Below are 22,768 nucleotides of genomic sequence, written 5' to 3' on the forward strand. Positions count from 1 at the left end.
AGACTGGACAGGGTGCGTCCAGTGCCATTCGTCATGATTAGGCCTGGTGTGCACGGCTCCTGGAACCGGCGGCCGGGCCGGGTGGACGACGCTCGGGACGTTGCATGGGTTCGGCCGTGGTGAGCCAGCGGATCGCGGAGGTCATCGCGGTGCCGTTGAGGCGGTGCAGAGTTCGGTCCAGGAGCGGCCGGTCCGGAAGCCCCAGGGGTTCGCGGGCCCACCGCGGCAAGGTGGCCACCGCCGCTCGCACCAGGGCGCGGTAGCCGGGTCGAACCGCCACCGGCACCGGCACGGTGCGGATGAACGTCGCCACATCACGGGCAGCCGGGGTGCTCTGCAGTTCCGGCCGGAACTCCCGGAGCCCGTGCCGCAACTCGGCCCGCGTGGTAGGAACCTCCGATGAACCCAGGGCGAGGGCCACCCTCGCGGACTGGGAGACGTAGGTGTCGTAATCGGACTCGTCGAGGCTGCGACGGCCGAAGCGTTCGTGCGCGGTGAGAAAGGAGTCGATCTCGGCGATGTGCACCCAGGCCAGCAGGTGCGGGTCGTCGGCCTGGTACGGCCTGCCGTCGGGCGCCGTGCCGTTGACCCGCCGATGGACCGCGCGGACGATGTCGACCGCCTCCTGGGCATGCTCGGCCGTGCCGAAGGTGGTGGTGGCGATGAAGGTAGCGGTGCGGGCCAGGCGTCCCCACACGTTCGTGCGGTAGTCGGAGAAGTCATCGACAGCGGCCATGGCCAGTGGGTGCAGCGACTGCAGCAGGAGGGCGCGCACGCCGCCGATGTACATCGAGGCGTCCCCGTGCACGATCTGAATGGGTGAGTCTGCGCTGTACCAGCGCGGGCCGGCGGTGCCGTGGATGCGGTACCTGGCCTGGGCGCCGTCGGGCCCGGCCACCATGCCCAGCAGGGCCCGGCTCATCCGGTTGCGTACGGAAGTGATCGGCATCCTCTCAGTCTGCCGGTAACGAGGGAGGTGTTCCAGCTCGGGTGCGGGGCTGGTCCGGTGGCGCGGGTTGCTTTAGCATTGCCACACCCCGCACCGGCCCAGCGGGAAGAGGAACGCCATGGTCACCGTCCGGACCCAGCAGCCGGTTGGTGTTGCGGGCCGCCGGGCGGGCGGTGCATATCGCGACGGGGGTCGGCGCGGTGGCCCCGTCCTGGTGCGCTGCCTGGTCGCCGCCGCGGCAACGGCTCTTGCCCTGATCGCCAGCGGTGCCGGTGCGGCGGCGCTCGATGGACCCTCACCCGGGCAGGAGGAGGCTACTCCCACGAGCCTCGGGGAGGGGCCGGCGTCCACGAGCATCGCGGAGGGGCCAGCCTCCTCGCATCGCGTCATCGACGTCGCCCGCCAGTACAACGGGGTGCCGTACGTGTGGGGCGGGGGTACTCCGGCCGGCTTCGATTGCTCCGGGTTCGTGCAGTATGTCTTCGTCCAGGTGGGCATCGACCTGCCCCGCACGGCGGACTTGCAGGCCGGTGCCGGCTACCGGATCCCGGCAGCGGAGGCCGTTGCCGGTGACCTGGTGTGGTGGCCGGGGCATATCGGGATCTACACCGGCGACGGTCATCACATCGCCGCCCGGAGCCCCGGAACGCTGGTGCACGAGAGCCCGATCTACATGGCCGACCCCACATTCATCCGGGTGTATGAAGCGGAGCTGCACGGGGGGTGAGCGAGCCCAATCGCTTGGGGTGGGTGAACTGATCATGCCGGTCCGCGGCCGGGTAGGTGCCGATTCGGTCCATCCTGGGGGAGTGGGGTAGCATCGTCGCGTCCCAGTCGGCCGGAAGGCGATCGGCGCGGGGCAACGGGCTGTGGCGCAGCTTGGTAGCGCACTTGACTGGGGGTCAAGGGGTCGTGGGTTCAAATCCCGCCAGCCCGACGCAGTGGGGCCTCTGACCAGCATGAACGTTGGTCAGAGGCCTTCGTCATGCTCACCTCAGGCGTCATCGCCGTCGTCATGCCCGCACTCGCTGCACAGTTGCTGCTCATGCGATGGCCGTAGGCGTTGGGTCTGCGTGACGAACACGTCGATCGGGGCCTCGTGCGCCGGCCACTACACTCAGTCCACGCCAATCGCCGGGACTGCTGGCCGATACTGGGGAGTCCGCGAATCCCCGAGACAGCGGTGCAGGCCGGATATCTACCGGATCCTCCGAGGAGCCGTGGACTCATCCGGCCGGCCCGGCAAGCCCACGACTCGGACCAGGGAGTAGCAGTGACCGATCACAGCCAGTCAATCGAGCCCGATGAGCGCGGCGGCGCGCCCGGCCATTGCAGCGTCGAATTGCAACGCACCTCCCTGGGTCATTACGAGGTGCGCAACGCCCGAGGTGGTGTGATCAGCCTCGGGGACGGGACCGGCACGGACTTCACACCGGTTGAGGTGCTGCTGGCCGCGATCGCCGGGTGCTCCAGCGTCGATGTGGATCACATGACCAGCCGCCGCGCCGAGCCCGAGGAGTTTACCGTCCGGTGCAGCGGCACGAAGATCTCCGACGACGACGGCAACCACCTGCAGGACGTCGAGGTCACCTTCCACCTGCGCTTCCCGGCCGGTGCCGAGGGCGATGCCGCGCGGGCCCGGATCGCGCCCGCTATCAAGGCCAGCCATGACCGGGAGTGCACGGTGTCGCGGACCGTGGAGCTGCCCACACCCGTCACGATGCGTACCGCCGACTGAGCCGGCCGGTATGACCGATCAGGCGGGCAGCGAGGGGTCCACGCGGACCGCCTACGACACGGTCGCCGCCGACTATGCGCGGGCGATCCAGGACACGAACCAGGAGCACCCGCTCGATGTGGCGATGATCGCCGTCTTCCTGGCCGAGGTGGGCGCCGGGCCGATCCTGGACGCGGGCGCCGGCGCCGGCCGGCTCACCGGCTATGCCTCCGCACGCGGAGCCGACATCCGCGGGATGGACCTGTCCCCGGGCATGATCGCCCAGGCCAGGAGCACCTACCCCGACCTGCGCTTCGAGACCGGATCACTGTTGGACCTGCCCTACCCGGCCGGCAGTTTCGACGGCGTGCTGCTCTGGTACTCGGTGATCCACCTGGGTGATGACGAGCTGGGGCGGGCCCTGAGCGAGGTGGCCCGCGTGACCCGTCCCGGTGGCTACCTACTCCTGGCCAGCCAGGCCGGCTCCGGCGAGGTGGACCTGCGCCCGGTCTACGCCCGCATGGGGCATCAGGTGTCCTTGACCCGGCACCGGCGCACCGCGGAGGTGTTGGCGGCAGCGCTGGCCCGGGTCGGGGCGAGGGAACTGGCGCGACTGGTGCGCCGGGGCAGCCCCACTCACGAACGGGACGACCAAGCCGTGATTCTCGCCCGATTCGGGCCACCTGAATAGTCGCCGCCCGCCTGCTCTGCTGTTCACAGTTCCGTCCGCTTCAGCGCCAGGGATGCCACGCCGAGGCTGATGACGGTGAGCACGGCGGTGCTGATGAGCGGGCCTATCGTCATGAGTATCCCGTCGGACAGGACCGGCCCGGCTATGCGTGCCAGACTCCAAGGCAGTATTTCGAAGGCGCGGGGCGCGGTAGCGACGAGGAGGTCGGTGCCGAATATGCCGGCCAGCGGCAGCGCGACCACCAGGGCGCGCGACCAGGTCAGCGCACTGAGCATGAGCACCACGGCGAGGTGGAAGACCGCGAGGCAGCCGATGAGTGCGACGGCACCGAGCCACTGGTCCAGCGGCCACAGCGCTCCGTCGGCAAGGGAGAGTTGGGCCAGCACGCCGAGCCATGGCACGAGGACGATCACGACGAACAGGGCGAGGGCGTGGCCGAGGAACTTCGCCGCAAGCAATGCGCTACGAGCCAGCGGTTTGGACAGCATCCACTCCAGCACGCCGCTGCGCCGTTCATCGAGCAGGATGCCCTGGGCGGTGACGACCACACCGATGGAGGCCAGAATGCCTGCCATGCCAGCGAATTGGACCGCACTCTCGGTGGGGGTCATGTCGCTCGCGCCAGCGGCGACGTCGAGCCGGGGCAGGACCCAGAGCACCAACACGAGCAGCGCGTTGGTCAGAGCGGACCACACGAGGGCCTGCGTCCACCACCGCCGGGTGTTCCACCAGGAACCTGATTCCCGACGGAACTGGTTGGTCAGCCCGGACAAGGTCGATGGCGTTCTCATCGAACGTCTCCCTCCACGACGTTGATGAACACGTCCTCGAGTTCGGACCTGCGGCGACCGAACTCGACCACCCGGACCTCGTCGTGGCTCAGGACCAGCCGCAGCAGTTGAGCCTGGGCGACCTCCTCGTCACTCACCCGGACCGTGAGGGAGACTCGGTCGTCGCCGGGGACCTCGCGGATCTCGGTTACCCAGGGCTGAGTCCGCAGGCTGGTCACGGCGGGACCGACATCCCCGGTCAACGTCAGGACGAAGGTGTCGGCCTCGTCGAGGAGATCGACCATTGAGGACTGGAGGACACGGCGTCCGTTCCGCAGGATTGCGACCTCGTCGCTGATCTGCTGGACGTCGTCGAGGATGTGGGTGGAGTAGAAGACGGTCGTTGTCTCCTTCAGTCGGCGCATGACGTCCAGGACATCGCGTCGGCCCAGTGGGTCCAGCGCCGCGGCGGGCTCGTCGAGAATGAGAAGCCTGGGGCGGTGGATCTGGGCCTGCGCAATCCCCAGTCGTTGCCGTTGGCCACCGGAGAGTTCACCGGAGCGGGCGTCAGTCTTCGCGGTCAGACCGACCAGGTCCAGTGTCTCGGTGATGTCGTCCTCGACGCGGGCGTCGGGGTCGAGGGGGTAGAACCCACGAGCGTAGCGCAGCACCTGCCGGGCTGTGAGGTCCTCATGAAACCGTGGCTGCTGGGCGAGGTAGCCGACCTGCCTGCGCACCTGCATGCTCGCGCTGACGATGTCGGAGCCGAGTACCTGCGCCGTGCCACCCGAGGGCGCGGCCAAGCCCAGGAGCAACCGCATCAGGGTGGTCTTGCCCGCCCCGTTCGGACCGAGAAACCCGAACAGAGACCGCTCGGGGACCACCAGATCGAGCCCATCGAGAGCGATGACCCCACCGTAGTGCTTGGTGAGGCCCTGGCAGGAGATCGCCGGTGCTCCCATGACTTCACGCTATCGACGGTCAGAACGGCAGGCCAGGGTCCTTGGTCCCGAGGCTGTCCGAACGCCGGCTCGGGCGTCGGCGCTAATGAACCAGCACGGCCTTGACCGCTTCACCCGCGTTGGTCGCGGCGATCGCCTGCTCCAACTCGGCGAACGGGTACGTCGTGACCAACTTCTCGAGCGGGAAGCGTCCCTGCCGCCGCAGTTCGAGCAACTGGGGGATGAACACACGCGGCACCGAGTTGCCCTCGACAATCCCTTGTACCCGCCGGCCCAACTGCATCACGGGCAATAGGTCCAGTGTCATTCCCGGTGCGGCTCCGACGATGCCGAGGTTGCCGCCCCAGGCCAGACCATCCACCAGTCGGGTCAGTACCGGCGCCACACCGGTGGTGTCGAACGCATGGGTGGCTCCTCCGCCGGTCAGGTCGTGGATCTGTTCGACCTGGTCCTCCTCGTTGCCGTCGATCACGTGTGTCGCGCCGAGGTCGGGGGCCAGTGCCAATCGCTCGGGAATGATGTCGACCGCGATGATGGTGCCCACACCGGCCGCGGCGGCAGCGAGCAACCCGCTCAGCCCCACGGCGCCAGTCCCGGAGATCACGAGGGAGTCGGTGGGCCCGGGCCGCAGCACGTTGAGGATCGCACCGGCGCCGGTCTGCACGCCGCAACCCAAGGGTCCCAGGAGGTACTCGTCGTCGGGCGCCACCCACTCGGGCACCTTGGCCAGGTCGCGCTCGCTGACGAGCGCATGCGTACCGAAGGAGGACTGACCGAAGAAGCTCGACCCGACCGGCTGCCCGTCCGCTGTGGCCTTGTAGGAACCGTCGGCGCGGGCCAGGGCGAAGTTGATGTCGTTGAACTGCACGCAATTGAACGGGCGGCCCGTCAGGCAGGTCCGGCAACGTCCGCACGATGCGTAGGAGGCCATCACCCGGTCGCCCTCGGCGAAGTCGGTCACGCCCGCACCGACCGCCTCGACCACGCCGATGCCCTCGTGCCCGTAGACCGCCGCCGGAAACTCCGCCTGATGGAACACATCGCGGGCGAACAGGTCCGTATGGCATAAACCGGTGGAGTGGTAGCGGACCAGCACCTCGTCCGGACGGGGATCACCGAGTTCGATCCCGTCGGCCAACTGGAAGGTGCCGCGCGGCTCGCGGAGCACGTGCGCGCTGATCGGGGTGGTCACGACTGCCTCCTTACGGCTGGTTCCCACACCGTAGGGCAGAACCGGGGCCCCAGCGAGAGCACGGGCCGGCGGCGCATCCTGCCGTCGCCCAAGTTGCCGCGCCGGTCCGTGGCGCGCACGCTGGCGGGCATGAGTGTGACCATCGCCGGGGTGGACGTCAGCAAACCGCAGAAGGTGCTGTTCCCGGCAACGGAGACCCCGGAGGTGACGAAGGAGGACCTGGCCCGCTACTACGCCGGTATCGCCACCATCATGCTGCCGCACGTGCGGGGCCGTCCGATCAGCATGCAGCGATTCCCCGATGGGATCGAAGGGCCCTCGTTCTACGAGAAGCGGGTGCCCCGACACTTCCCGGACTTCGTTGCCACCGTGCAGGTGCGGACCGCGGACGGTCCGCAACGTCAGGTGATGATCGAGGACGAGGCCACCTTGGTCTATCTGGCCCAGCAGGCGTGCCTCACCCCGCACACATGGTTGAGCACGGCTGCGGACCTGGATCATCCGGACCAACTGATCTTCGACCTTGACCCCACCGTTCCCGGGCTCGGGGCGGTGCGGCGAGCCACCGTGATGGTGGGGGAGGTGCTGGACGACCTGGGGCTGCGCACCTTCCTCAAGACCACCGGCTCGCGCGGGTACCACGTGGTGGTACCGCTGCGGCCCGAGGCGGACTTCGAGGCCGTACGTGCCTTCGCCCGCACGGTCGCGGAGGTCCTGGTGCGCCGCGCTCCGGACCTGCTCACCCTGCAGTCGCGGAAGAAGAAGAGGGGCGATCGGGTGCTGGTGGACGTGCAGCGCAACGGCTACGGGCAGACGGCGGTGCCCCCGTACGCGGTCCGGGCCCGGCCCGGTGCCCCGGTGGCGGTGCCGATCAGGTGGGACGAACTCTCCCGGATCGAGCCGGCTGGGCACACGATCCGCACGATCAATCGGCGCCTGGCCCAGGTACAGGACCCGTGGCAGGTGTTCTCGGAGCACCGCCAGGATCTGACCCGCGCCCGTGAACGCCAGGCGTGATCGATCAGTCGGCGCCCGCTGACGCCAGCAGATCACCGCGCAACCAGACACTGCGCAGCGATTCCGCGAGCCGGCTCGGCTCTTGACGATGTGGCGGGTCGAAGTGGTGCCGCTGGTGAAAGACCTCGAGCGTGAAGTCACGGAATACGCCTCCGAGCCGTTCGGCGATCTCGCCGTACTGGTCGGGGTTGCTCAAGCCGCCGAGCGCGAAGTAGACAGGACGGTCGAACCGCCTCAAGGCATTGCGGTCCAGAGCGTAAGTCTTGAAGGTGCGCATGAGGGCCCGGATCCCAGCGGGCCTTCGGGACATCCACACCGGCGGTGGCGCTGATCGCGGCTCAGGCAGCCGAACCTCGGACCGCACCTGTAACCGCGTGAAGGCCGCCATGAAATCCTCGTGCGAAAGTTGAGCCAGCGCGTCGTACTCGGACCACAACCGCTCGTGCCTCGGGCTCCAGTCCCAGTGGCCGCCCCACGCCGGTTCGAGCAGACTCAGGGTCAACAGGCGCGATGGCTCCGATGCCGCACACGCCAGGGCTGCGGCGCCACCGCCGGAGTAGCCCACCAGGTGAAAGCGAGTCCACCCGCGAGCCCCGGTTTCACGCAGAACCCCGTCGACCTCCGTGTCCAGGGAGTAGTCCGCCGGCGGGGAGGCCCCGCGATAGACCTCGAGGTCCTTGACTATCGCCTCGACGTCATCGCCCAACAGGTCAACGAGTCCGGAGTAGGCCAGCGGCGCGGGAAGTACGGCTCCGGGCAGGAAGACAACCTTCGATGCGCTCACTGTTCGCCTCCGATCGGAGAATTGATCGAATCCGTACCGGCGTGCGGAGCGCCGGCGAGAACACCATTCCTCAACGGGTTCGGGACCACGCCTTCCCACTCTTCTGCGACCGCGAGATAACCCTGTCTTGGGGTCGTGAACAAACTCCCTAGAGCGTGGGAGTCCGCTCGAAGGAGGCTTTCAGGGCGTCGACTGTGATGGTTCGTTCCTTGACTGCGAAGCGCCGCCAGATGGGCGTGCCGAGGCGCCACAGCCCGTAGGAGATCAACTTGCCGCGATGGCGGACCCGTGTCTCGTTGTCACCGGCGGGTTCCAGTCGGTAACTCGGCCAGCCTTCGAACTTCAGTGTGCCCGACTTCGACGTCTCCCACCAGTGAAAGATGACCGTGTGGGGCGCCGTCATCTCGACGATCTCCCCGGGCATGGTGCCCTGAGTCGTTTCATCGACGAAGGTCGTTCCGACGCCGGGCTCGCCGGGAGAAGTCTGCCGAGTGTGCTTCAGCATGCTTCCGGTGTCCGCCATCCAGTCGTTGTGCCCCTCGATGTCGACCAGGCGTGCGAACACCTGCTCGATCGGCGCCCATATCGTGCGCTTGAGCTCGAACTCGATCGGCTTCACACGATCAAGCATCCTCCTCGGGCCGACGAACCACAAGGCTTTCGACGTCGCCGTCGGCACGGATCAGGCTGCGTCGGACCGCTTCACCCAGCACAGGCAGAACGGGTGCCCGGCCGGGTCGGCGTAGACGCGGAAGCCCTCGCCGGGGGCTTCGTCGTCGACGGCTTTGAGCAGTACGGCCCCGAGCGCGAGTACCTCCTCGTGCGCCTCCTCGATGTCCGCGACCCACAGGTCCAGATGGATCTGTTGCGGGTTCCCGTCGGGCCACTGCGGCGGCACGTGCTCAGGGGCCAACTGCACCGCCACCTTGGCGCTGCCGTCCACGAGCACGGTGCGCCAGTCGTCCTCAAAGTCCACGGTCCCGCCGAGCACGCCGGCCCAGAACCGACTCTCGGAGTTCAGGTCGGCGGCGTCGAACACCACCACCTGATGAGTGATCTCCATGGTTGCCTCCACGCGCCCATACCGCTGCCCGGCCCGGAGCGCCGGGACTGATGTGCACATGATAGCCAGCACAGCCCCTACGATCAGTGCCGATGAGCAAGGAGAAGCCGGGCAACGGCAGGCCGCTCAAGGCCTTCCACTGGTGGCAGGGTCTGTGGCGGAGCGTCTTCGCCATCGAGCACGACGACGCTCACTGGCACGTCGAGGTCGACTTCCTGGACTGGGACGGACGCGTCGCGCTCTACCGCGACCGACGCCAGGACCGCACCCAGAGGTTGCCGGCCCGGTTCGGCCTCGATGACGGATCCAGGATCGAGGTGCGCACGAGCACCTATGGCATCCGGCGGGCCCACCTGGTCAGCCCCGAAGGGAGGGAGCAGCAGCTCGTCCCGGTTCCCGGCAGCGCCGAACGGTGGCGCGCGGACCTGGAGCGGCGACGGCCGGGGCTGAGCACCACGATCAGCGTGACCTCCTTCGTGGTGCTACTCGCGGTGATCGTGCTGCAGGTGCCCCAGGGGCTGGAGTGGCTGGCCGATCTCAGCGACGAGGTTGCCCCCGAACTCCCCGAGAACCTCTCCGGTCTGGTCGGGGTCCTGGGGCAGTTCAGTTTCACCTCCCCCTGGAATCTCGGATCGGTGCTGAACACGAGCATCACCGTGGCCGGCCTGCTGGCGCTGCTCGAGCGAGCCCTGCGACTGCGTTACTCCTGGTGGCTCGATGGTCTCGAGGGCATGGACGGGGCCTGGAGCGGGTGACCCCCACCTAGACTGCCCCCATGAGCTTTCTCAAGCGATTGTTTGGCCGGGACTACGAAGTCTCCAGCCCGACCCAGGCGGCCGGTTCGGCGCAGCCCGGTCAGGTCGACACGACGGCCAAACCAGGCCCCGACGATGCGGTGCAGGCGGCCGAACCTGCCCGGTTCGTCGTCGAGCAGACCTTCACCCAGACCGGCCGGGGGACGATGGCCGTGGGCAAGCTCGCCAGCGGCTACCTGACTGAAGGGGATCACGTGCGGGTGCTGCGCGGTGGTGAGTCCTACGACTCCGGCACCGTGCAGCGGCTGGAGGTCGGCCGACGTCGGGTGGAGCGGATGCCCCCGGGAACCAACGGTGGAGTGCTGGTGGAGGGGATGGCGCAGCCGATCGCGTCGGGGGATGAGATCCACCCCGGTCCCAGCAACTGACCCTGACCCAGCCGTAGCCGGGCGTACCGTCGCTGCACGTGCTCGGCCGGAGAGACAACGTGGGGCCCGGCCGGACGGCCGGGCCCCACGTTCGTCAGGAACGCTGGTCCTTAGTTGAAGACCGAGTCCACGATGTCCTGGTTGTTCTCGATCCACTCGCGCGCGCCGGCGGCCGGGTCGCCCTCGTGCACGTTCACGATCAGATCCTCGAGTTCACCGAACTGGTCGTTGTCCAGGACGGGGAAGTTGCCCATCGCCTCGGCGACTTCCGGGAACTCACTGGAGAACTCGGAGTTGGCGATGAAGTTCAGGGACTCAGGCTCACCGAGCGCCTGCTCGGGGTCCTCCAGGTCCTTCACCGGGTACTCGGCGTTGGCCCAGAAGGGGTGCCACAAGGTCACCACGACATCCTCCTCGGCGTCGATGGCGCTGCTCAACTCGGTGAGCATCGCCGCGGTGGAGGACTCGACCAGGGTGAAGTTCTCATCCAGCCCGTAGGTCGGGAACACCGAGTTGGCGGTGACGCCCATGTGTCCGGCGCCCGCCTCGATTCCGATGACCTGGCCGTCGAACATGTCCGGGTTCTCGGCCAGTTCCGGGATCGAGTCGATCTCGGTGTACTCCGGGACGGCGAGCGTCAGGACCGCACCCTCGTAGTAGTGGCCCAGGTCCTCCAGGTCATCGCCGTAGGTGTCCATGTACTCGGCGTGCGTGACCTCCGGCCATGCGGAGGGGTAGACGTGGTAGTCGCCGCCGGCCACGGCGGTGTACAGCGGCCCGGCCTGGCCGATCTCTTCGATCTGCACCTCATAGCCCTGGTCCTGCAGCATCTCCTGCCACAGGTAGCCCATGCTCAGGCCGTCGGTCCAGTCGGGCAGGATGCCCAGGATGACCGGACCCTCGGCGCCGGCGGCGCCGTTCTCGTCGCCGTTCTCCTCGGTATCTGCGCCGTTGTCGGTCGCAGCGCCGTCATCGTCGGTGTCGGTGTCGCCGTTGCAGGCAGCCAGTAGCAGTGCGCTCGCAGCGGTCACGGCGAGCAGGCTCCGGGTACGTCGTGGGGAGGTGGTCCTCATCTGGTTTCCTTCCATGTCGGGGCCGCGCTCAGCGGGACCCATTGTCGGCTCTCGTTTCGGATTCATGCAGTTGTGGACTGGTGATCGCGGTCCCCACCGGGCCGATGGTGGACACACGTCCGGCGCGTAGTAGTTTCTTGAGTCGCGCGGCTCTCGGTGTTCCGGGTTTGCGTCCGCCGACAGCGGCGGTCACCCGGTCGAGGTAGATGGCAAGGACGACGACGGACAGACCTGCTTCGAAACCCAGCCCGATGTCGATGGTGCTGATCGCACGGGTGACCTCGGCGCCCAGGCCCCCGGCACCGACCAGTCCCGCGATCACCGCCATCGACAGGGCCAGCATGATCACCTGGTTGACCCCAGCCATGATGGTGGGCATCGCCAGTGGCAACTGGATCCGCGCCAGGATCTGCGAACCGGTGCTGCCGAAAGCCTGCCCGGCCTCGACGACTTCGGCGTCCACTTGCCGGATGCCCAGTTCGGTCAGGCGCACCCCCGGAGGAAGCGCGAAGATCACGGTGGCGATCACCCCGGGGACGACCCCGACGCTGAAGAGGGTGATGACCGGCACCAGCCAGACGAAGGCGGGCATCGTCTGCATCAGGTCCATCACCGGGCGCACGATCTGGGAGACGCGGTCCGATTTGGCCGCCGCGATGCCGATCGGTATGGCCAGCAGCAGGGCCACCAACGTGGCGATGATGACCATGGCCAGGGTGAGCATCGCGCCTTGCCACTGCTCGACACTGATCACGAACAGCCACATGCCCAGCGACAGCAGCGCGAGCTTCCAGTCCCGCAGCAACCAGGCGACGGCGGAGAACAGGACAGCCAGCAGCAGGGCATCGGGGGTGTTCAGCAGGCCGGCCAGGTTGGTGGTCGCCCAACTGATGACGCTCTGGATTCCGTCGAAGACCACGCTCAGGTTGTCCTGGATCCACCGGAACCCCGACTCGATCCACTCCCCGATGTCCAACCGTGGGATTCCGGTGCCATCGGTCTCATCCGCATAGAGGTTCATGAGGGCAGCCCCGCTCCCGCGCTCGCCGCGCCGGCAACCGGACCGGTTTTCAGGTTCTCGGTCATCTCAGGGTCCTCCGGATCGGCCAAGGCGTTGAGCAACGTCACCCTGGGGATCACGCCGACCAGCCTCTCGTCGCGGTCCAGCACGGCCAGCGCCTCCTTGGCTTGCGCTGCTGTCGCGATGAACTCCGCGAGGGTGTCGTCGGTGTGCACCTGGTGCGCCTGGCGGAGCACACCCTCAAGGCTGTTCGCTCCGGAGCGCACTGCCTGCGCGACGTCCGTCTCATAGACGACCCCACGCAGCCGTCGGCTTCGGTCCACCACCATCAGCGCGGACATCTGGTGCTCGCGCAGCAACTTGTGTGCGGTACGCGGACCTGACTCCGCTCCGATCACCGCCACCGGTGGCTCCATGATCGCCCCGGCGGTGAGCACCCGGGTGCGGTCGACGTCCTGGATGAACTGGGCCACATAACTGTTCGCGGGATCGTTGAGGATCTGCTCGGAGGTGCCGATCTGCTCGATCCGGCCGTCACGCATCATCGCGATCCGGTCGCCCAGCCGCATCGCCTCGTTCAGATCATGGGTGATGAACAGGATCGTCTTTCCCAGGGTGTGCTGCAGGTCGATCAACTGGTCCTGCATCTCCCGGCGGATCAACGGGTCCAGCGCGGAGAATGCTTCGTCCATCAGCATGACATCGGTGCCGGAGGCCAGCGCCCGGGCCAGGCCCACTCGCTGCCGCATCCCGCCGGAGAGTTCATCGGGATAGGACCCGCCCCAGCCGTCCAGCCCGACCATACGCAGCGCCTCCTCGGCGGCCCGTTGCCGGTCGGCGCGGTTGGCTCCGCGCACTTCCAGGGCTTGCGCGGCGTTCTCCCCGACAGTGCGGTGGGGGAGCAGCGCGAAGTGCTGGAAGACCATGGACACCTTCTGCCGGCGCATCTCCCGTAGCGCACGGCCTCGCAAGCCGGTGATGTTGTCACCAGCGACGATCATGTCGCCGGCGGTGGGCTCGAGCAGTCCGTTGACCATCCGGATCAGCGTGGACTTGCCCGAGCCGGACAAGCCCATCACGACGAAGATCTCCCCGTCGTTGGCGTCGAAGGACGCGTCGATGACGGCAGCGGTCAGACCACGCTCGCGCAACTCCTCCCGGCTTGCACCGGACTGGAGCCACCCCACGCCCCGCTCCGGCCGACGCCCGAAGATCTTGTACACGCCATGGGCTTCGATCACTGGCACCTGAGAATGTCTCCAGTTCTCGGCGGGGGTGTCCCGCCGTCGGGATGCGGCACAGGGTTGGTGGCGAGGATGACTCCGCAGGACGTGACGCAGGCGCACACCCGAGCGGAGCGACATATCCGAAGCCCGCCCGATCACCATCCACTGGCAAACAACGCATGTCAGTCTGGCATAGAAGATCCCGGCGGGCACATGCCAGGATCCGCTGGATGCTGTTCCGAACAGGGGAGGCAGCGCCAGCGCACGCGGGAACCGGTCAGCGCCGGCGCACGCGCCGAACTCCGGCGAGGACCCGTGCCTGCCCACGTCAGCGGGCCCCGGGGGCCCGGCCCAACCCGCACGATCCCGCGGTCTATGCGGCACGCCGTGGTTTCGGTGGGGCGTGACTCGGCACCCGTACGACCACTGTCCGGCTCCACCGGGGACACCCGCGCACCCCGCCCGGCCCTCTCCGCACCACGTGGCCAAGGTCACGCCCGATCGTTACGCTTCCGTAACGATGTGGGCGTCGTCCGTACTGCCGGCTCACCCGGGCCGGTGGGCGGGCGCGGCCGGTCAGGACTGCGCACCGGGCGCGACCGGGGCGGAAGGCGATATCTTGATATCGAACAACCGCTGTCGACTCGGACGGAAGTGCACCCTGTGGCTACTCCCACGATTATCTATACCCAGACCGATGAGGCGCCGGCACTGGCGACCTACTCACTCCTGCCGGTAATCGAGGCGTTCGCCGCCAGCGCGGGCGTGCAGGTGCAGACCCGGGACATCTCGCTCGCGGGCCGCATCATCGCCGCATTCGCTGACGTCCTCCCGCCGGAGCAGCGCACCGAGGACGCGCTGGCCGAACTCGGTCAACTGGCCGAGACTCCAGAGGCCAACATCATCAAGCTGCCGAACATCTCCGCCTCGGTGCCCCAGCTCAAGGCCGGCATCGCCGAGTTGCGTGCCCAGGGGTTCGACCTACCGCCCTACCCCGACAACCCCGCCACCGACGACGAGCGGGACGCGCGCGCACGGTACGACAGCGTGATGGGCAGTGCGGTGAATCCGGTCCTGCGGCAGGGCAACTCGGACCGGCGGGCACCGGCGTCGGTGAAGAACTACGCCAAGGCGCACCCGCACCGGATGGGGGAGTGGTCCAGTGATTCCGGGACCACCGTGGCCACCATGGCCGCGGACGACTTCCGCAACAATGAGAAGTCCGTGGTGGTGACCGAGGCAGACACCCTACGCATCGAGCACGTCGACGCCGACGGCACGGTCACCGTGCTGCGCGAGCAGGTGCCGGTCGAAGCAGGGGAAGTCGTCGATGCCACCGTGATGCGGGCCGATGCCCTACAGGCCTTCCTCAAGGCCCAGGTGCAGGCCGCCAAGGATGCCGACGTGCTGTTCTCGGTGCACTTGAAAGCGACCATGATGAAGGTCTCCGACCCGATCATCTTCGGGCACGCGGTCCGGGCCTTCTTCCCGGAGACGTTCGCCACGTACGGCCATGTGCTCGCCGAGGCCGGGCTGAGCCCCAACGACGGTCTGGGATCGATCCTGTCGGGCGTGGACGACCTGCCCGACGGGCAGGAGATCCGCGACTCCTTCACCGCCGAACTCCAGCGGGGTCCGCGCCTGTTCCAGGTGGATTCGGACCGCGGGATCTCCAACCTGCACGTGCCCAGCGACGTGATCATCGACGCCTCGCTGCCGGCCCTGATCCGCAACGGCGGGCGCGCCTGGGGTCCGGACGGGGAGGAGGCCGACACGCTGGTGGTGATCCCGGACTCCAGCTACGCCGGGGTCTACCAGGCCACGATCGATGACAGCCGCACCCATGGCGCACTGGATCCGGCCACCATCGGTTCGGTGCCGAACGTGGGCTTGATGGCCAAGGCTGCCGAGGAGTACGGCAGCCATGACAAGACCTTCGAGATCGCCACCGACGGGGTGGTCCGCCTGGTCACCTCGGCCGGAGCGGTGCTCACCGAGCACACCGTGACCGCCGGCGACATCTGGCGCTCCTGCCAGACCAAGGACGTGGCCATCCGGGACTGGGTCAAACTGGCCGTGAACCGATCCCGGGCCAGCGGCACCCCCGCGGTGTTCTGGCTCGACGCGGACCGGGCACACGATGCCAGGCTGATCGAGAAGGTGAACACCTACCTGGCCGAGCACGACACCGACGGGCTGGACCTGCACATCATGGACCCGGTCGCTGCCACCCTCTTCACCCTGGAGCGGATGCGTGCCGGAGCGGACACCATCTCGGTGACCGGCAATGTACTGCGCGACTACTTGACCGACCTGTTCCCGATCCTGGAACTGGGTACCAGCGCCAAGATGCTCTCGGTGGTCCCGCTGATCAATGGCGGGGGCCTGTTCGAGACCGGTGCCGGAGGATCGGCGCCCAAGCACGTCCAGCAACTACAGAAGGAGAACTACCTGCGCTGGGACAGCCTGGGTGAGTTCCTGGCCCTGTCGGTCAGTTTCGAGCACCTGGCACAGTCCCAGGGCAACGTCCGGGCCCAGGTGCTCGCGGACACCCTGGACCGGGCTACCGGGACCTTCCTGGAGGAGAACAAGTCCCCGACCCGCCGGTTGGGCGGCATCGACAACCGTGGCAGCCACTTCTACCTGGCGCTGTTCTGGGCGGAGGAACTGGCCGCCCAGTCCGACGACGCGGCTCTGGCCGAGGTGTTCGGACCGGTGGCCGCGACCCTGCGTGCGCAGGAGGAGACGATCGTGGCAGAACTCCTCGACGTACAGGGCCAGGAGGTGGACCTGGGCGGGTACTACCGCCCAGACCCGGCCAAGGCCGACGCGGTGATGCGACCCTCGGCGACGTTCAACGCGGCGCTGGCGTCGCTGCGCCGATGAGCGCGGCGATCCCCGCGCCGGGCTGGGGGGTGGCCCGTCCGGTCCTTGCCGATGCGCTGATCCGCTCCCGCAGCACCGCGGCGCAGGTGGGGCTGGTCATCGCCGGTGCCGCGCTGGTGGCCGTGCTCGCCCAGGTGGCGGTGCCGCTGTGGCCGGTACCGGTGACGGGGCAGACCCTCGGGGTGCTGGTGGTCGGGGCGAGCCTTGGCGCGCGTCGGGCGGCTGCGGCGATGACGACCTATCTGCTGGCCGGGGTGGCCGGGTTGCCGGTGTTCGCCGGTGCGATGGGGGGACCGGCGAGCGTGGCAGGGCCCTCCTTCGGCTTCATCATCGGGTTCATCCCGGCCGCGGCCTTCATCGGGTGGCTGGCCCAAAGGCACTGGGACCGGCGTCCCCTGCTGGCGCTGGCCGGGTTCGCCGGTGCCAGCCTCATCCCATTCATCATCGGGGTGCCCTACCTCGGGGTGGTCCTGTCGATGCTCGGGATGCCCCATGACGTCGGGACGTTGATGTCCGTCGGTGTGGTCCCGTTCCTCGTCGGTGGAGTCATCAAGTGGATCCTGGCCGCCATGATCATGCCGCTGGCACACCGCGCCGCCGGCGCCCTCGACGCAGAACGCTGAGCCCACGCCGACCCGAGCCGGGCCACCAACCGCTCGGTGGTGGCCCGGCATGGGTCAGACCCGTTCGGCCACGGCCAGTTCCGTCGTCGGGCTCTCCGACAGCACCCGGGTGAGCACCCGTTCCAACGGGTACAGCAGCGCACCTGTGGCCCATCCGGTGGGTGGGGTCAGGGTGAGCACACGCAGGAGCCCGCCCCACGTCTTACGCCACCACCAGGGCGCATCGACCTGGGCGTTCATCAGCACCAGACTCGGCGTGCGACGCTCCAGGCGGAGGCCATTGCGCGCCAGTTCGCGGGTGATCCACTGCCGCGACCGGTTCACCTGGTGCTCGGAGCGGTCCGGTGCCCGGTTGAGGAAGTTCTCGGTGAAGATGAACCGTCCGCCCGGGCGCAGCAGCGCCGCGACATTGGCCAGGGCGCTGCGGTACAACTCGTCGTCGGTGATGTGGAAGAGCACGTCCATGCAGGAGATCACATCAAAACTGCCCGGCTCGAACGGGCCCGGTCCGGCGGTCACGTCGAACTCCTCGATCCGCAGCGTCCCGAAACGTTCGCGCAGCCGGGTCACCGCAGCCGGGGTCAGGTCCGATCCGGTGACGTGCCCGGCACCGGCGGCCTGCCACCAGTCCAGGTACAGACCGGTACCCGATCCGACGTCGAGCACCCGGGTCCGTGAGTCGACACCGAGGGCTGCGACTTCCCGGGCGAAGACGTGTCGGCGGATGCGATACATCCAGGTGTTGAACGGGCGGCCCAGGGCCTGATAGCCCACGCCGGAACTCGTCCAGTCCTGAGCGAGTCGCTCGTTCCAGAATTCATCATGGCGTTCGGTCATCGTGGTCCATCATGGGCGCGAATGTGGCAGTTGCGCACCTCGGGCGGCGGGGACGGGCCGCCCTGAGTTCGTGGGTCACCGCGGACCGGGACGGCCCGTGGAACCGGTGGCCGGGCCCTTGGTCCTAGTTCCAGGGCTGGTGCGGTCGTTACCGTTTCCCCATGAGACGAGCCCTGATCGCCCTTACTGCTGCCCTGGGACTGGTCCTGGTCGGATGCTCGGCCGACCAGGAGGACCCGGCACAGCAGTTGCTGGCCCCGCACGGTCTGGATGGCATGCAGACCACTGACCTGATCGACCACATGGACCGCCTCGGGGGTCCGGACCGCCCCAGTGACCTGCTCGCCTCGGTGCGAGCCGACACCCTGCTGCTCAGCGACGGCACGACGGAGCAGGAGCTGCCGATCGAAGGTGAAGAGTTCTACCTTTCCTTCGCCCCGTACCTCAACCAGACCCACGACTGCTTCTACCACTCCCTGACCACCTGCCAGGCGGAGTTGCCGAACACGGCGATGGACGTGCTGATCACCGGTGCCGATGGCGAGGTCTACGTGGACGAGGAGATGACCACCTTCGACAACGGGTTCATGGGCGTCTGGTTGCCCAAGGATGTCGAGGCCACACTCGAGGTCTCCGTCGACGGGCTCAGCGCCACCCAGGACATCAGCACCGATGTCCAAGCGCCGACCTGCCTGACCACAATACGGTTGGGTTGAGACCGCAGGACCTTCGGACCTGGTTTCCGGTGCTGTGCCGCGGTCCGATAGAGGTATCCGACCACTGAAGGAGTTTCCCCGTGAACACCACCAAACCGATCGTGGTCGCCACCGACGGCTCCGCCCACGCCGAGGAAGCGATCAGCTGGGCGGCCCGCGAGGCGGACCGGATGGGCGCCGAACTGCGGATCGTCACCGTCCAGGAACCCTGGGGTGACCCCTACGGCATCACCCCGGAGTTGCGTGCCGCGCACAAGGAGATGGCCACGGAGATCCTGCAGACCGGCGCCGAGATCGCCCGGGAGGCCTTCAGCGAACTGGAGATCTCCACCCAGCACTTCACCGGTGAGGTGGTGGAGACCCTGGCCAAGGAGTCCGCCGGCTCGTACGCACTGGTGACCGGCAGCCGGGGCCGGGGCGGGTTCTCCGGCCTGGTGCTCGGTTCCAGCAGTATGCGGCTGACCGCACGCGCTCAGGCGCCGGTGATCGTGATTCCCGGGCCCAGCGAAACCAGCTACGACCAGGTCGTGGTGGGCATCGATGGTTCGGCCACGTCCAGGGAGGCGCTGGCGTTCGCCTTCGGCGAGGCGCAGCGACGGGAGGCCCGGCTCACGGCGGTGCGGGTGATGCCCGACCCGAACTGGTACGGGCCCGCCGGTGGCTACGGGGAGTACATGATGCACGCCACCCGCGCCACCGAGGGCATGATCCGCGAGGAACTGGCACCGTTCCGCGACGAATACCCGGACGTGGAGGTCGACGGCAAAGCCCTGATGGGACACCCGGCCGGGGCGCTACGGCTGGCCGCGCAGCGAGCCGACCTCCTCGTGGTGGGCAACCGGGGCCGTGGCGTGACACGCTCGGTGCTCCTGGGCTCGGTGAGCCACGGTGTGTTGCATCACGCTCCCTGCCCGGTTGCGGTGGTGGGCAAACCCCGTACCTGAAGGCCCTACCCGGGCATCGCCTACGTCGACCTGTTCGCCACCGGATCCGTGCCAGGGTGGGAGCATGACGGCACCACCCATCCCGATCATCGACGGACACAACGACCTGCCCTGGAAATGCCGTGCCGCCCGGGGCGGCAGCGTGGCCGGGTTGGACACCCACCAGGACGAGATGCAGACCGATCTGCCCCGGCTGCACCGCGGAGCAGTGGCGGGGCAGTTCTGGTCGGCGTGGTTGCCGTCGGAGTTCAGCGGTGCTGCCGCGGTGCAGGCCACCCTGGAGCAGATCGACCTGATCCACCGAATGGTGGCGGCATACCCTCAGGACCTGCACCTGGCACGCACCGCCGCGGACGTGCAGGCGCTGCTCCACACCGGCCGGATCGCCAGCCTCATCGGGATCGAGGGTGGCCACCAGATCGCCGACTCCCTGCCTGCGCTTCGCCAGTACGCGCGTCTGGGGGTGCGGTACATGACACTCACCTGGAACCACAACACCACCTGGGCGGACTCGGCGACGGACACTCCCGAACACGGCGGGCTCGCCGCGAGGGGCCACGAGGTCGTCGCCGAGATGAACAGGATCGGGATGGTCGTGGACCTGTCCCACGTGGCGCCCAGCACCATGCGGCAGGCGCTGCAGCGCACAGCAGCCCCGGTGCTGTTCACCCACTCCTCTTGCGCCGCGCTCAACCCGCACCCGCGGAACGTGCCCGATGAGGTGATCGCGGCCCTACCCGGGAACGGGGGAGTGCAGATGGTCACGTTCGTGCCGTCATTCCTCTCCGCGGCCTACTGGGACTGGCGGCGCAGCGAGCAGGGCGGACCGGCGCCGCAGGTGGGCGTGGCCACCGTGGCCGACCACATCGAGCACGTCCGCGAGGTCGCCGGCATCGACCACGTAGGCCTGGGCGGGGACTACGACGGCGCCGGAACGATGCCCGCGGGCCTGCAGGACGTCGCCGGCTATCCCAACCTGATGGATGAACTGCGCAGCCGCGGTTGGTCCGAGGAGGAGTTGGGCAAACTCGGCCACCAGAACGTGCTTCGGGTGCTGGCCGATAACGATGGCGCCTACCGGGCCTTTTGCGGCGACCTACCCGCGGATCCGGCACCCGAACGCTGAACCATCAGGTTGCCGCGTGCTGGTGCACCGCGGTGGCGAACGCCTCGGCGATCTGGCGGCAGGCGCGCTCACTCTCGGGTTCCACCGATTGCGCGAGACGGATGAGTTCGTCGTGGTCGAACCCGTCGGCCCGGACTTTCGCCGGGTTCCAGCGGGCCACATTGGCGGAACTGGCCTCGGGGTGGAACTGCAGGCCCCATGCCACGTCGCCGAGGCGGAACGCCTGGTTCGGGCAGTCCTCGGAGTAGGCCAGATGCACCGACCCCGGAGGTAGCTCGGTGATCGCGTCACGGTGATTCTCGATCGCGTAGAAACTCGCCGGCAACCGGCCGAGCAGACCGTCCTCGGCTGCCGCCGGAGTCAATCGGATGCGCGTAGCGCCCCGCTCGATCACACCGTGATCGGAGCGCACCCGCCCACCGCCGACGTGGGCGAGCAATTGCCCGCCCAGGCAGATCCCCAGGATGGGCACGTGCTCATCCAGAGCCCGGGCCACCAGGGTGCGCTCCCCGGCGAGCCAGGGTGCGGCGGCGTCGTCGTCGGGCATGAGCCCACCCCCGAGCATGATCAGCCCGTTGATGCCCTTCAGGTCACCGGGCAGTCCGTCTTCTCCGGGACGCACCTCCACCTCGAGGCCGGCAGCCCTGAGCCAGGCGGGGTACCGGCCGGGACCGGATTCGGGATGGTTTCGGATCGCGAGTACGTAGGCAGACATCGCCAGCCATCCTGGCAAACCCCGGCGGCGATCTCCAGCGCCGTCAGGCGGGCCAGACTCCGGAGGAGCCCCTGCGATGGGAGCCCACGAGGTGGGTGTCGACCATCCCGACCGCCTCCATCAGGGCGAACATCGTGGTGGGCCCCACGAAAGTGAACCCGCGGCTGCGCAGCGCCTTGGCCAGCGCCTCCGACTCAACCGACCGGGTGGGTACCTCGGACATCCGTCGTGGGCGCGGGGTGGTCGCAGGCTGGAAGGACCAGACGAAGTCGGCCAGCCCGCCCTCCGCGCGAAGGTCGATGGTGGCGCGGGCGTTGGTGACCGCGGCCAGGATCTTCGCCCGGTTGCGCACGATCCGCGCATCCGCAAGGAGCCGGTCCACGTCGGCACCGGTGTAGGCGGCGACGAGGTCGGGGTCGAAGCCGCCGAACGCTTCCCGGAACCCCGGCCGTTTACGCAGGATCACTGCCCAGGACAGGCCGGACTGGAAGGTCTCGAGGGTGAGGCGCTCGTACATGCCACGCTCATCACGCACCGGCATGCCCCACTCATTGTCGTAGTAGTGGCGTAGCAACTCACTCCGTGCCGCCCACGCGGGACGTGCGAGCCCATCGGATGCCACGTGCAGATCGGGGGCCTCAGGCACGGTCGTCGGTGGTCCCCGGCTCCGCCTCCGGGGTCTGGCTGTGCGGGTGGGCCGGATCCTGCCCTTCCGGCGTCCCGGCGCCCGGGTCCGGACCCTCCGTGTCCGGGGTGACCGCCTGCTCCACCGGTGCCGGTTCCGGATCGACGGCCACGGGCGGTTCACCGCTGTTCCGGTCGAGCCCGTCATCCACCGGGAGGTCGGGTTCACGGTCCGACAGTGGACCCGCCTCGTCGCCCACCGGCGGACCTGCCGGCTCGGCCGGCACGGGACCGTCGATCGTTGGGTCTGAGGCTTGGGGACGGCTCACCCGGAAGTAGCGGAAGAGTTCGTCCTGCTCGGCGTCACTGATGTGTCCGTCGGAGTCGAACCGGGGGGCGTCCATGATGTAGTCCCTGGTGTAGCGGACCTTGATGGCCTCCGGTTCCACCCTGGCACCCTGGAACGGGATGAACACCTCTCGCAGACCGAAGAGCCCGGTCTTGGCGGTGATCCAGGTGGCCTGCTGAGTCTGATCGTCCAGGTAGATGTGCCCCACCGGCCCCATGGTCTGCCCGTCATCGGACACCACCGTCAGGTCATATAGCGCATCCAGTTGTTCGCGGGTCAGTTCCATCGTGTTGAGCACCC

25 protein-coding genes and 1 tRNA gene are annotated in these 22,768 nt (G+C 68.3%); 12 read left to right on the plus strand and 14 right to left on the minus strand.

What is annotated here, in order from left to right; translation table 11 throughout:
* Positions 1-37: 37 nt before the first annotated feature.
* A complete protein-coding gene (locus ACO0LV_RS00390; protein WP_424785878.1) occupies positions 38-949 on the minus strand; it encodes an oxygenase MpaB family protein in 912 nt (303 codons plus the stop codon).
* 118 nt (positions 950-1,067) lie between these two features.
* Between ACO0LV_RS00390 and ACO0LV_RS00395 the strand changes: the two genes are divergently transcribed.
* The 4 genes from ACO0LV_RS00395 to ACO0LV_RS00410 all read left to right on the plus strand — a co-directional run bounded on the left by ACO0LV_RS00395 (position 1,068) and on the right by ACO0LV_RS00410 (position 3,357).
* Positions 1,068-1,676: a C40 family peptidase gene (locus ACO0LV_RS00395; protein ID WP_424785879.1), complete on the plus strand. Its 609-nt coding sequence runs from the start codon at positions 1,068-1,070 to the stop codon at positions 1,674-1,676.
* A 136-nt stretch (positions 1,677-1,812) separates the two neighbouring features.
* Positions 1,813-1,886: transfer RNA gene (locus ACO0LV_RS00400), tRNA-Pro, on the plus strand.
* A gap of 336 nt (positions 1,887-2,222) precedes the next feature.
* Positions 2,223-2,687: an OsmC family protein gene (locus ACO0LV_RS00405; protein ID WP_424785880.1), complete on the plus strand. Its 465-nt coding sequence runs from the start codon at positions 2,223-2,225 to the stop codon at positions 2,685-2,687.
* A 10-nt stretch (positions 2,688-2,697) separates the two neighbouring features.
* Entirely contained in the window at positions 2,698-3,357 is a 660-nt protein-coding gene (locus ACO0LV_RS00410) for a class I SAM-dependent methyltransferase (protein ID WP_424785881.1), read from the plus strand.
* 23 nt (positions 3,358-3,380) lie between these two features.
* Here ACO0LV_RS00410 and ACO0LV_RS00415 read toward each other — a convergent pair whose 3' ends face one another.
* The 3 genes from ACO0LV_RS00415 to ACO0LV_RS00425 form a co-directional block, all read right to left on the minus strand.
* Positions 3,381-4,148, minus strand: a complete 768-nt coding sequence (locus tag ACO0LV_RS00415) for an ABC transporter permease (RefSeq protein WP_424785882.1) — start codon at positions 4,146-4,148, stop codon at positions 3,381-3,383.
* Positions 4,145-5,089 carry an ATP-binding cassette domain-containing protein gene (locus ACO0LV_RS00420; RefSeq protein ID WP_424785883.1) on the minus strand — a complete coding sequence of 315 codons (945 nt, stop codon included), beginning with the start codon at positions 5,087-5,089 and terminating at the stop codon, positions 4,145-4,147. Before ACO0LV_RS00420 ends, ACO0LV_RS00415 begins: the two co-directional genes overlap by 4 nt.
* An 82-nt stretch (positions 5,090-5,171) precedes the next feature.
* Positions 5,172-6,281, minus strand: coding sequence for an NAD(P)-dependent alcohol dehydrogenase (locus ACO0LV_RS00425; RefSeq protein WP_424785884.1), 1,110 nt, complete (start codon positions 6,279-6,281; stop codon positions 5,172-5,174).
* 129 nt (positions 6,282-6,410) lie between these two features.
* On the opposite strand from ACO0LV_RS00425, the gene ligD reads away from it, so the two are divergent.
* Positions 6,411-7,298: a non-homologous end-joining DNA ligase gene (ligD, locus tag ACO0LV_RS00430; RefSeq protein WP_424785885.1), complete on the plus strand. Its 888-nt coding sequence runs from the start codon at positions 6,411-6,413 to the stop codon at positions 7,296-7,298.
* Positions 7,299-7,302: 4 nt separating this feature from the next.
* On the opposite strand, the gene ACO0LV_RS00435 is transcribed toward ligD, so the two are convergent.
* The 3 genes from ACO0LV_RS00435 to ACO0LV_RS00445 form a co-directional block, all read right to left on the minus strand.
* Positions 7,303-8,082, minus strand: coding sequence for an alpha/beta fold hydrolase (locus tag ACO0LV_RS00435; protein WP_424785886.1), 780 nt, complete (start codon positions 8,080-8,082; stop codon positions 7,303-7,305).
* Between the two features lie 148 nt (positions 8,083-8,230).
* Positions 8,231-8,701, minus strand: a complete 471-nt coding sequence (locus tag ACO0LV_RS00440; protein ID WP_424785887.1) for an SRPBCC family protein — start codon at positions 8,699-8,701, stop codon at positions 8,231-8,233.
* Positions 8,702-8,764: 63 nt separating this feature from the next.
* Positions 8,765-9,145, minus strand: coding sequence for a VOC family protein (locus tag ACO0LV_RS00445; protein WP_424785888.1), 381 nt, complete (start codon positions 9,143-9,145; stop codon positions 8,765-8,767).
* 92 nt (positions 9,146-9,237) lie between these two features.
* On the opposite strand from ACO0LV_RS00445, the gene ACO0LV_RS00450 reads away from it, so the two are divergent.
* Both ACO0LV_RS00450 and ACO0LV_RS00455 read left to right on the plus strand, forming a co-directional pair.
* On the plus strand, positions 9,238-9,900 hold the full coding sequence (locus ACO0LV_RS00450; protein ID WP_424785889.1) for a hypothetical protein: 663 nt from the start codon (positions 9,238-9,240) through the stop codon (positions 9,898-9,900).
* 20 nt (positions 9,901-9,920) lie between these two features.
* Positions 9,921-10,328: a hypothetical protein gene (locus ACO0LV_RS00455; RefSeq protein ID WP_424785890.1), complete on the plus strand. Its 408-nt coding sequence runs from the start codon at positions 9,921-9,923 to the stop codon at positions 10,326-10,328.
* Positions 10,329-10,438: 110 nt separating this feature from the next.
* Here the strand turns inward: ACO0LV_RS00455 and ACO0LV_RS00460 are convergent, their stop codons facing one another.
* The 3 genes from ACO0LV_RS00460 to ACO0LV_RS00470 are packed head-to-tail and all read right to left on the minus strand — an operon-like array spanning position 10,439 to position 13,669.
* Complete coding sequence (locus tag ACO0LV_RS00460) at positions 10,439-11,401, minus strand: glycine betaine ABC transporter substrate-binding protein (RefSeq protein WP_424785891.1); 963 nt, start codon at positions 11,399-11,401, stop codon at positions 10,439-10,441.
* A gap of 28 nt (positions 11,402-11,429) precedes the next feature.
* The gene (locus tag ACO0LV_RS00465) at positions 11,430-12,422 is read right to left on the minus strand and encodes an ABC transporter permease (protein ID WP_424785892.1); all 993 of its coding nucleotides are present in this window, start codon (positions 12,420-12,422) and stop codon (positions 11,430-11,432) included.
* Positions 12,419-13,669 carry a quaternary amine ABC transporter ATP-binding protein gene (locus tag ACO0LV_RS00470; protein ID WP_424785893.1) on the minus strand — a complete coding sequence of 417 codons (1,251 nt, stop codon included), beginning with the start codon at positions 13,667-13,669 and terminating at the stop codon, positions 12,419-12,421. The genes ACO0LV_RS00465 and ACO0LV_RS00470 overlap by 4 nt, the downstream gene beginning before the upstream one ends.
* Before the next feature lie 642 nt (positions 13,670-14,311).
* On the opposite strand from ACO0LV_RS00470, the gene ACO0LV_RS00475 reads away from it, so the two are divergent.
* Positions 14,312-16,534, plus strand: a complete 2,223-nt coding sequence (locus tag ACO0LV_RS00475; RefSeq protein ID WP_424785894.1) for an NADP-dependent isocitrate dehydrogenase — start codon at positions 14,312-14,314, stop codon at positions 16,532-16,534.
* Positions 16,531-17,157, plus strand: a complete 627-nt coding sequence (locus ACO0LV_RS00480) for a biotin transporter BioY (RefSeq protein ID WP_424785895.1) — start codon at positions 16,531-16,533, stop codon at positions 17,155-17,157. Before ACO0LV_RS00475 ends, ACO0LV_RS00480 begins: the two co-directional genes overlap by 4 nt.
* A 54-nt stretch (positions 17,158-17,211) precedes the next feature.
* Here ACO0LV_RS00480 and ACO0LV_RS00485 read toward each other — a convergent pair whose 3' ends face one another.
* Positions 17,212-17,994 (minus strand): class I SAM-dependent DNA methyltransferase, encoded by a 783-nt coding sequence (locus tag ACO0LV_RS00485; RefSeq protein ID WP_424785896.1) that lies wholly within the window; start codon positions 17,992-17,994, stop codon positions 17,212-17,214.
* A gap of 161 nt (positions 17,995-18,155) precedes the next feature.
* On the opposite strand from ACO0LV_RS00485, the gene ACO0LV_RS00490 reads away from it, so the two are divergent.
* The 3 genes from ACO0LV_RS00490 (at position 18,156) to ACO0LV_RS00500 (ending at position 20,780) form a co-directional block, all read left to right on the plus strand.
* Positions 18,156-18,710 carry a CueP family metal-binding protein gene (locus tag ACO0LV_RS00490; protein WP_424785897.1) on the plus strand — a complete coding sequence of 185 codons (555 nt, stop codon included), beginning with the start codon at positions 18,156-18,158 and terminating at the stop codon, positions 18,708-18,710.
* An 80-nt stretch (positions 18,711-18,790) separates the two neighbouring features.
* Positions 18,791-19,654 carry a universal stress protein gene (locus ACO0LV_RS00495; RefSeq protein ID WP_424785898.1) on the plus strand — a complete coding sequence of 288 codons (864 nt, stop codon included), beginning with the start codon at positions 18,791-18,793 and terminating at the stop codon, positions 19,652-19,654.
* A 64-nt stretch (positions 19,655-19,718) separates the two neighbouring features.
* The gene (locus ACO0LV_RS00500; RefSeq protein WP_424785899.1) at positions 19,719-20,780 is read left to right on the plus strand and encodes a dipeptidase; all 1,062 of its coding nucleotides are present in this window, start codon (positions 19,719-19,721) and stop codon (positions 20,778-20,780) included.
* 4 nt (positions 20,781-20,784) lie between these two features.
* On the opposite strand, the gene ACO0LV_RS00505 is transcribed toward ACO0LV_RS00500, so the two are convergent.
* The 3 genes from ACO0LV_RS00505 to ACO0LV_RS00515 are packed head-to-tail and all read right to left on the minus strand — an operon-like array spanning position 20,785 to position 22,754.
* On the minus strand, positions 20,785-21,495 hold the full coding sequence (locus tag ACO0LV_RS00505; protein ID WP_424785900.1) for a type 1 glutamine amidotransferase: 711 nt from the start codon (positions 21,493-21,495) through the stop codon (positions 20,785-20,787).
* 43 nt (positions 21,496-21,538) lie between these two features.
* The gene (locus tag ACO0LV_RS00510) at positions 21,539-22,141 is read right to left on the minus strand and encodes a DNA-3-methyladenine glycosylase I (protein WP_424785901.1); all 603 of its coding nucleotides are present in this window, start codon (positions 22,139-22,141) and stop codon (positions 21,539-21,541) included.
* Positions 22,134-22,754 carry a PRC-barrel domain-containing protein gene (locus ACO0LV_RS00515; RefSeq protein ID WP_424785902.1) on the minus strand — a complete coding sequence of 207 codons (621 nt, stop codon included), beginning with the start codon at positions 22,752-22,754 and terminating at the stop codon, positions 22,134-22,136. Before ACO0LV_RS00515 ends, ACO0LV_RS00510 begins: the two co-directional genes overlap by 8 nt.
* Positions 22,755-22,768: the final 14 nt, after the last annotated feature.

It is taken from the genome of Pseudactinotalea sp. Z1739 (assembly GCF_049725055.1).
Classification (GTDB): Bacteria; Actinomycetota; Actinomycetes; order Actinomycetales; family Beutenbergiaceae; genus CALKWS01.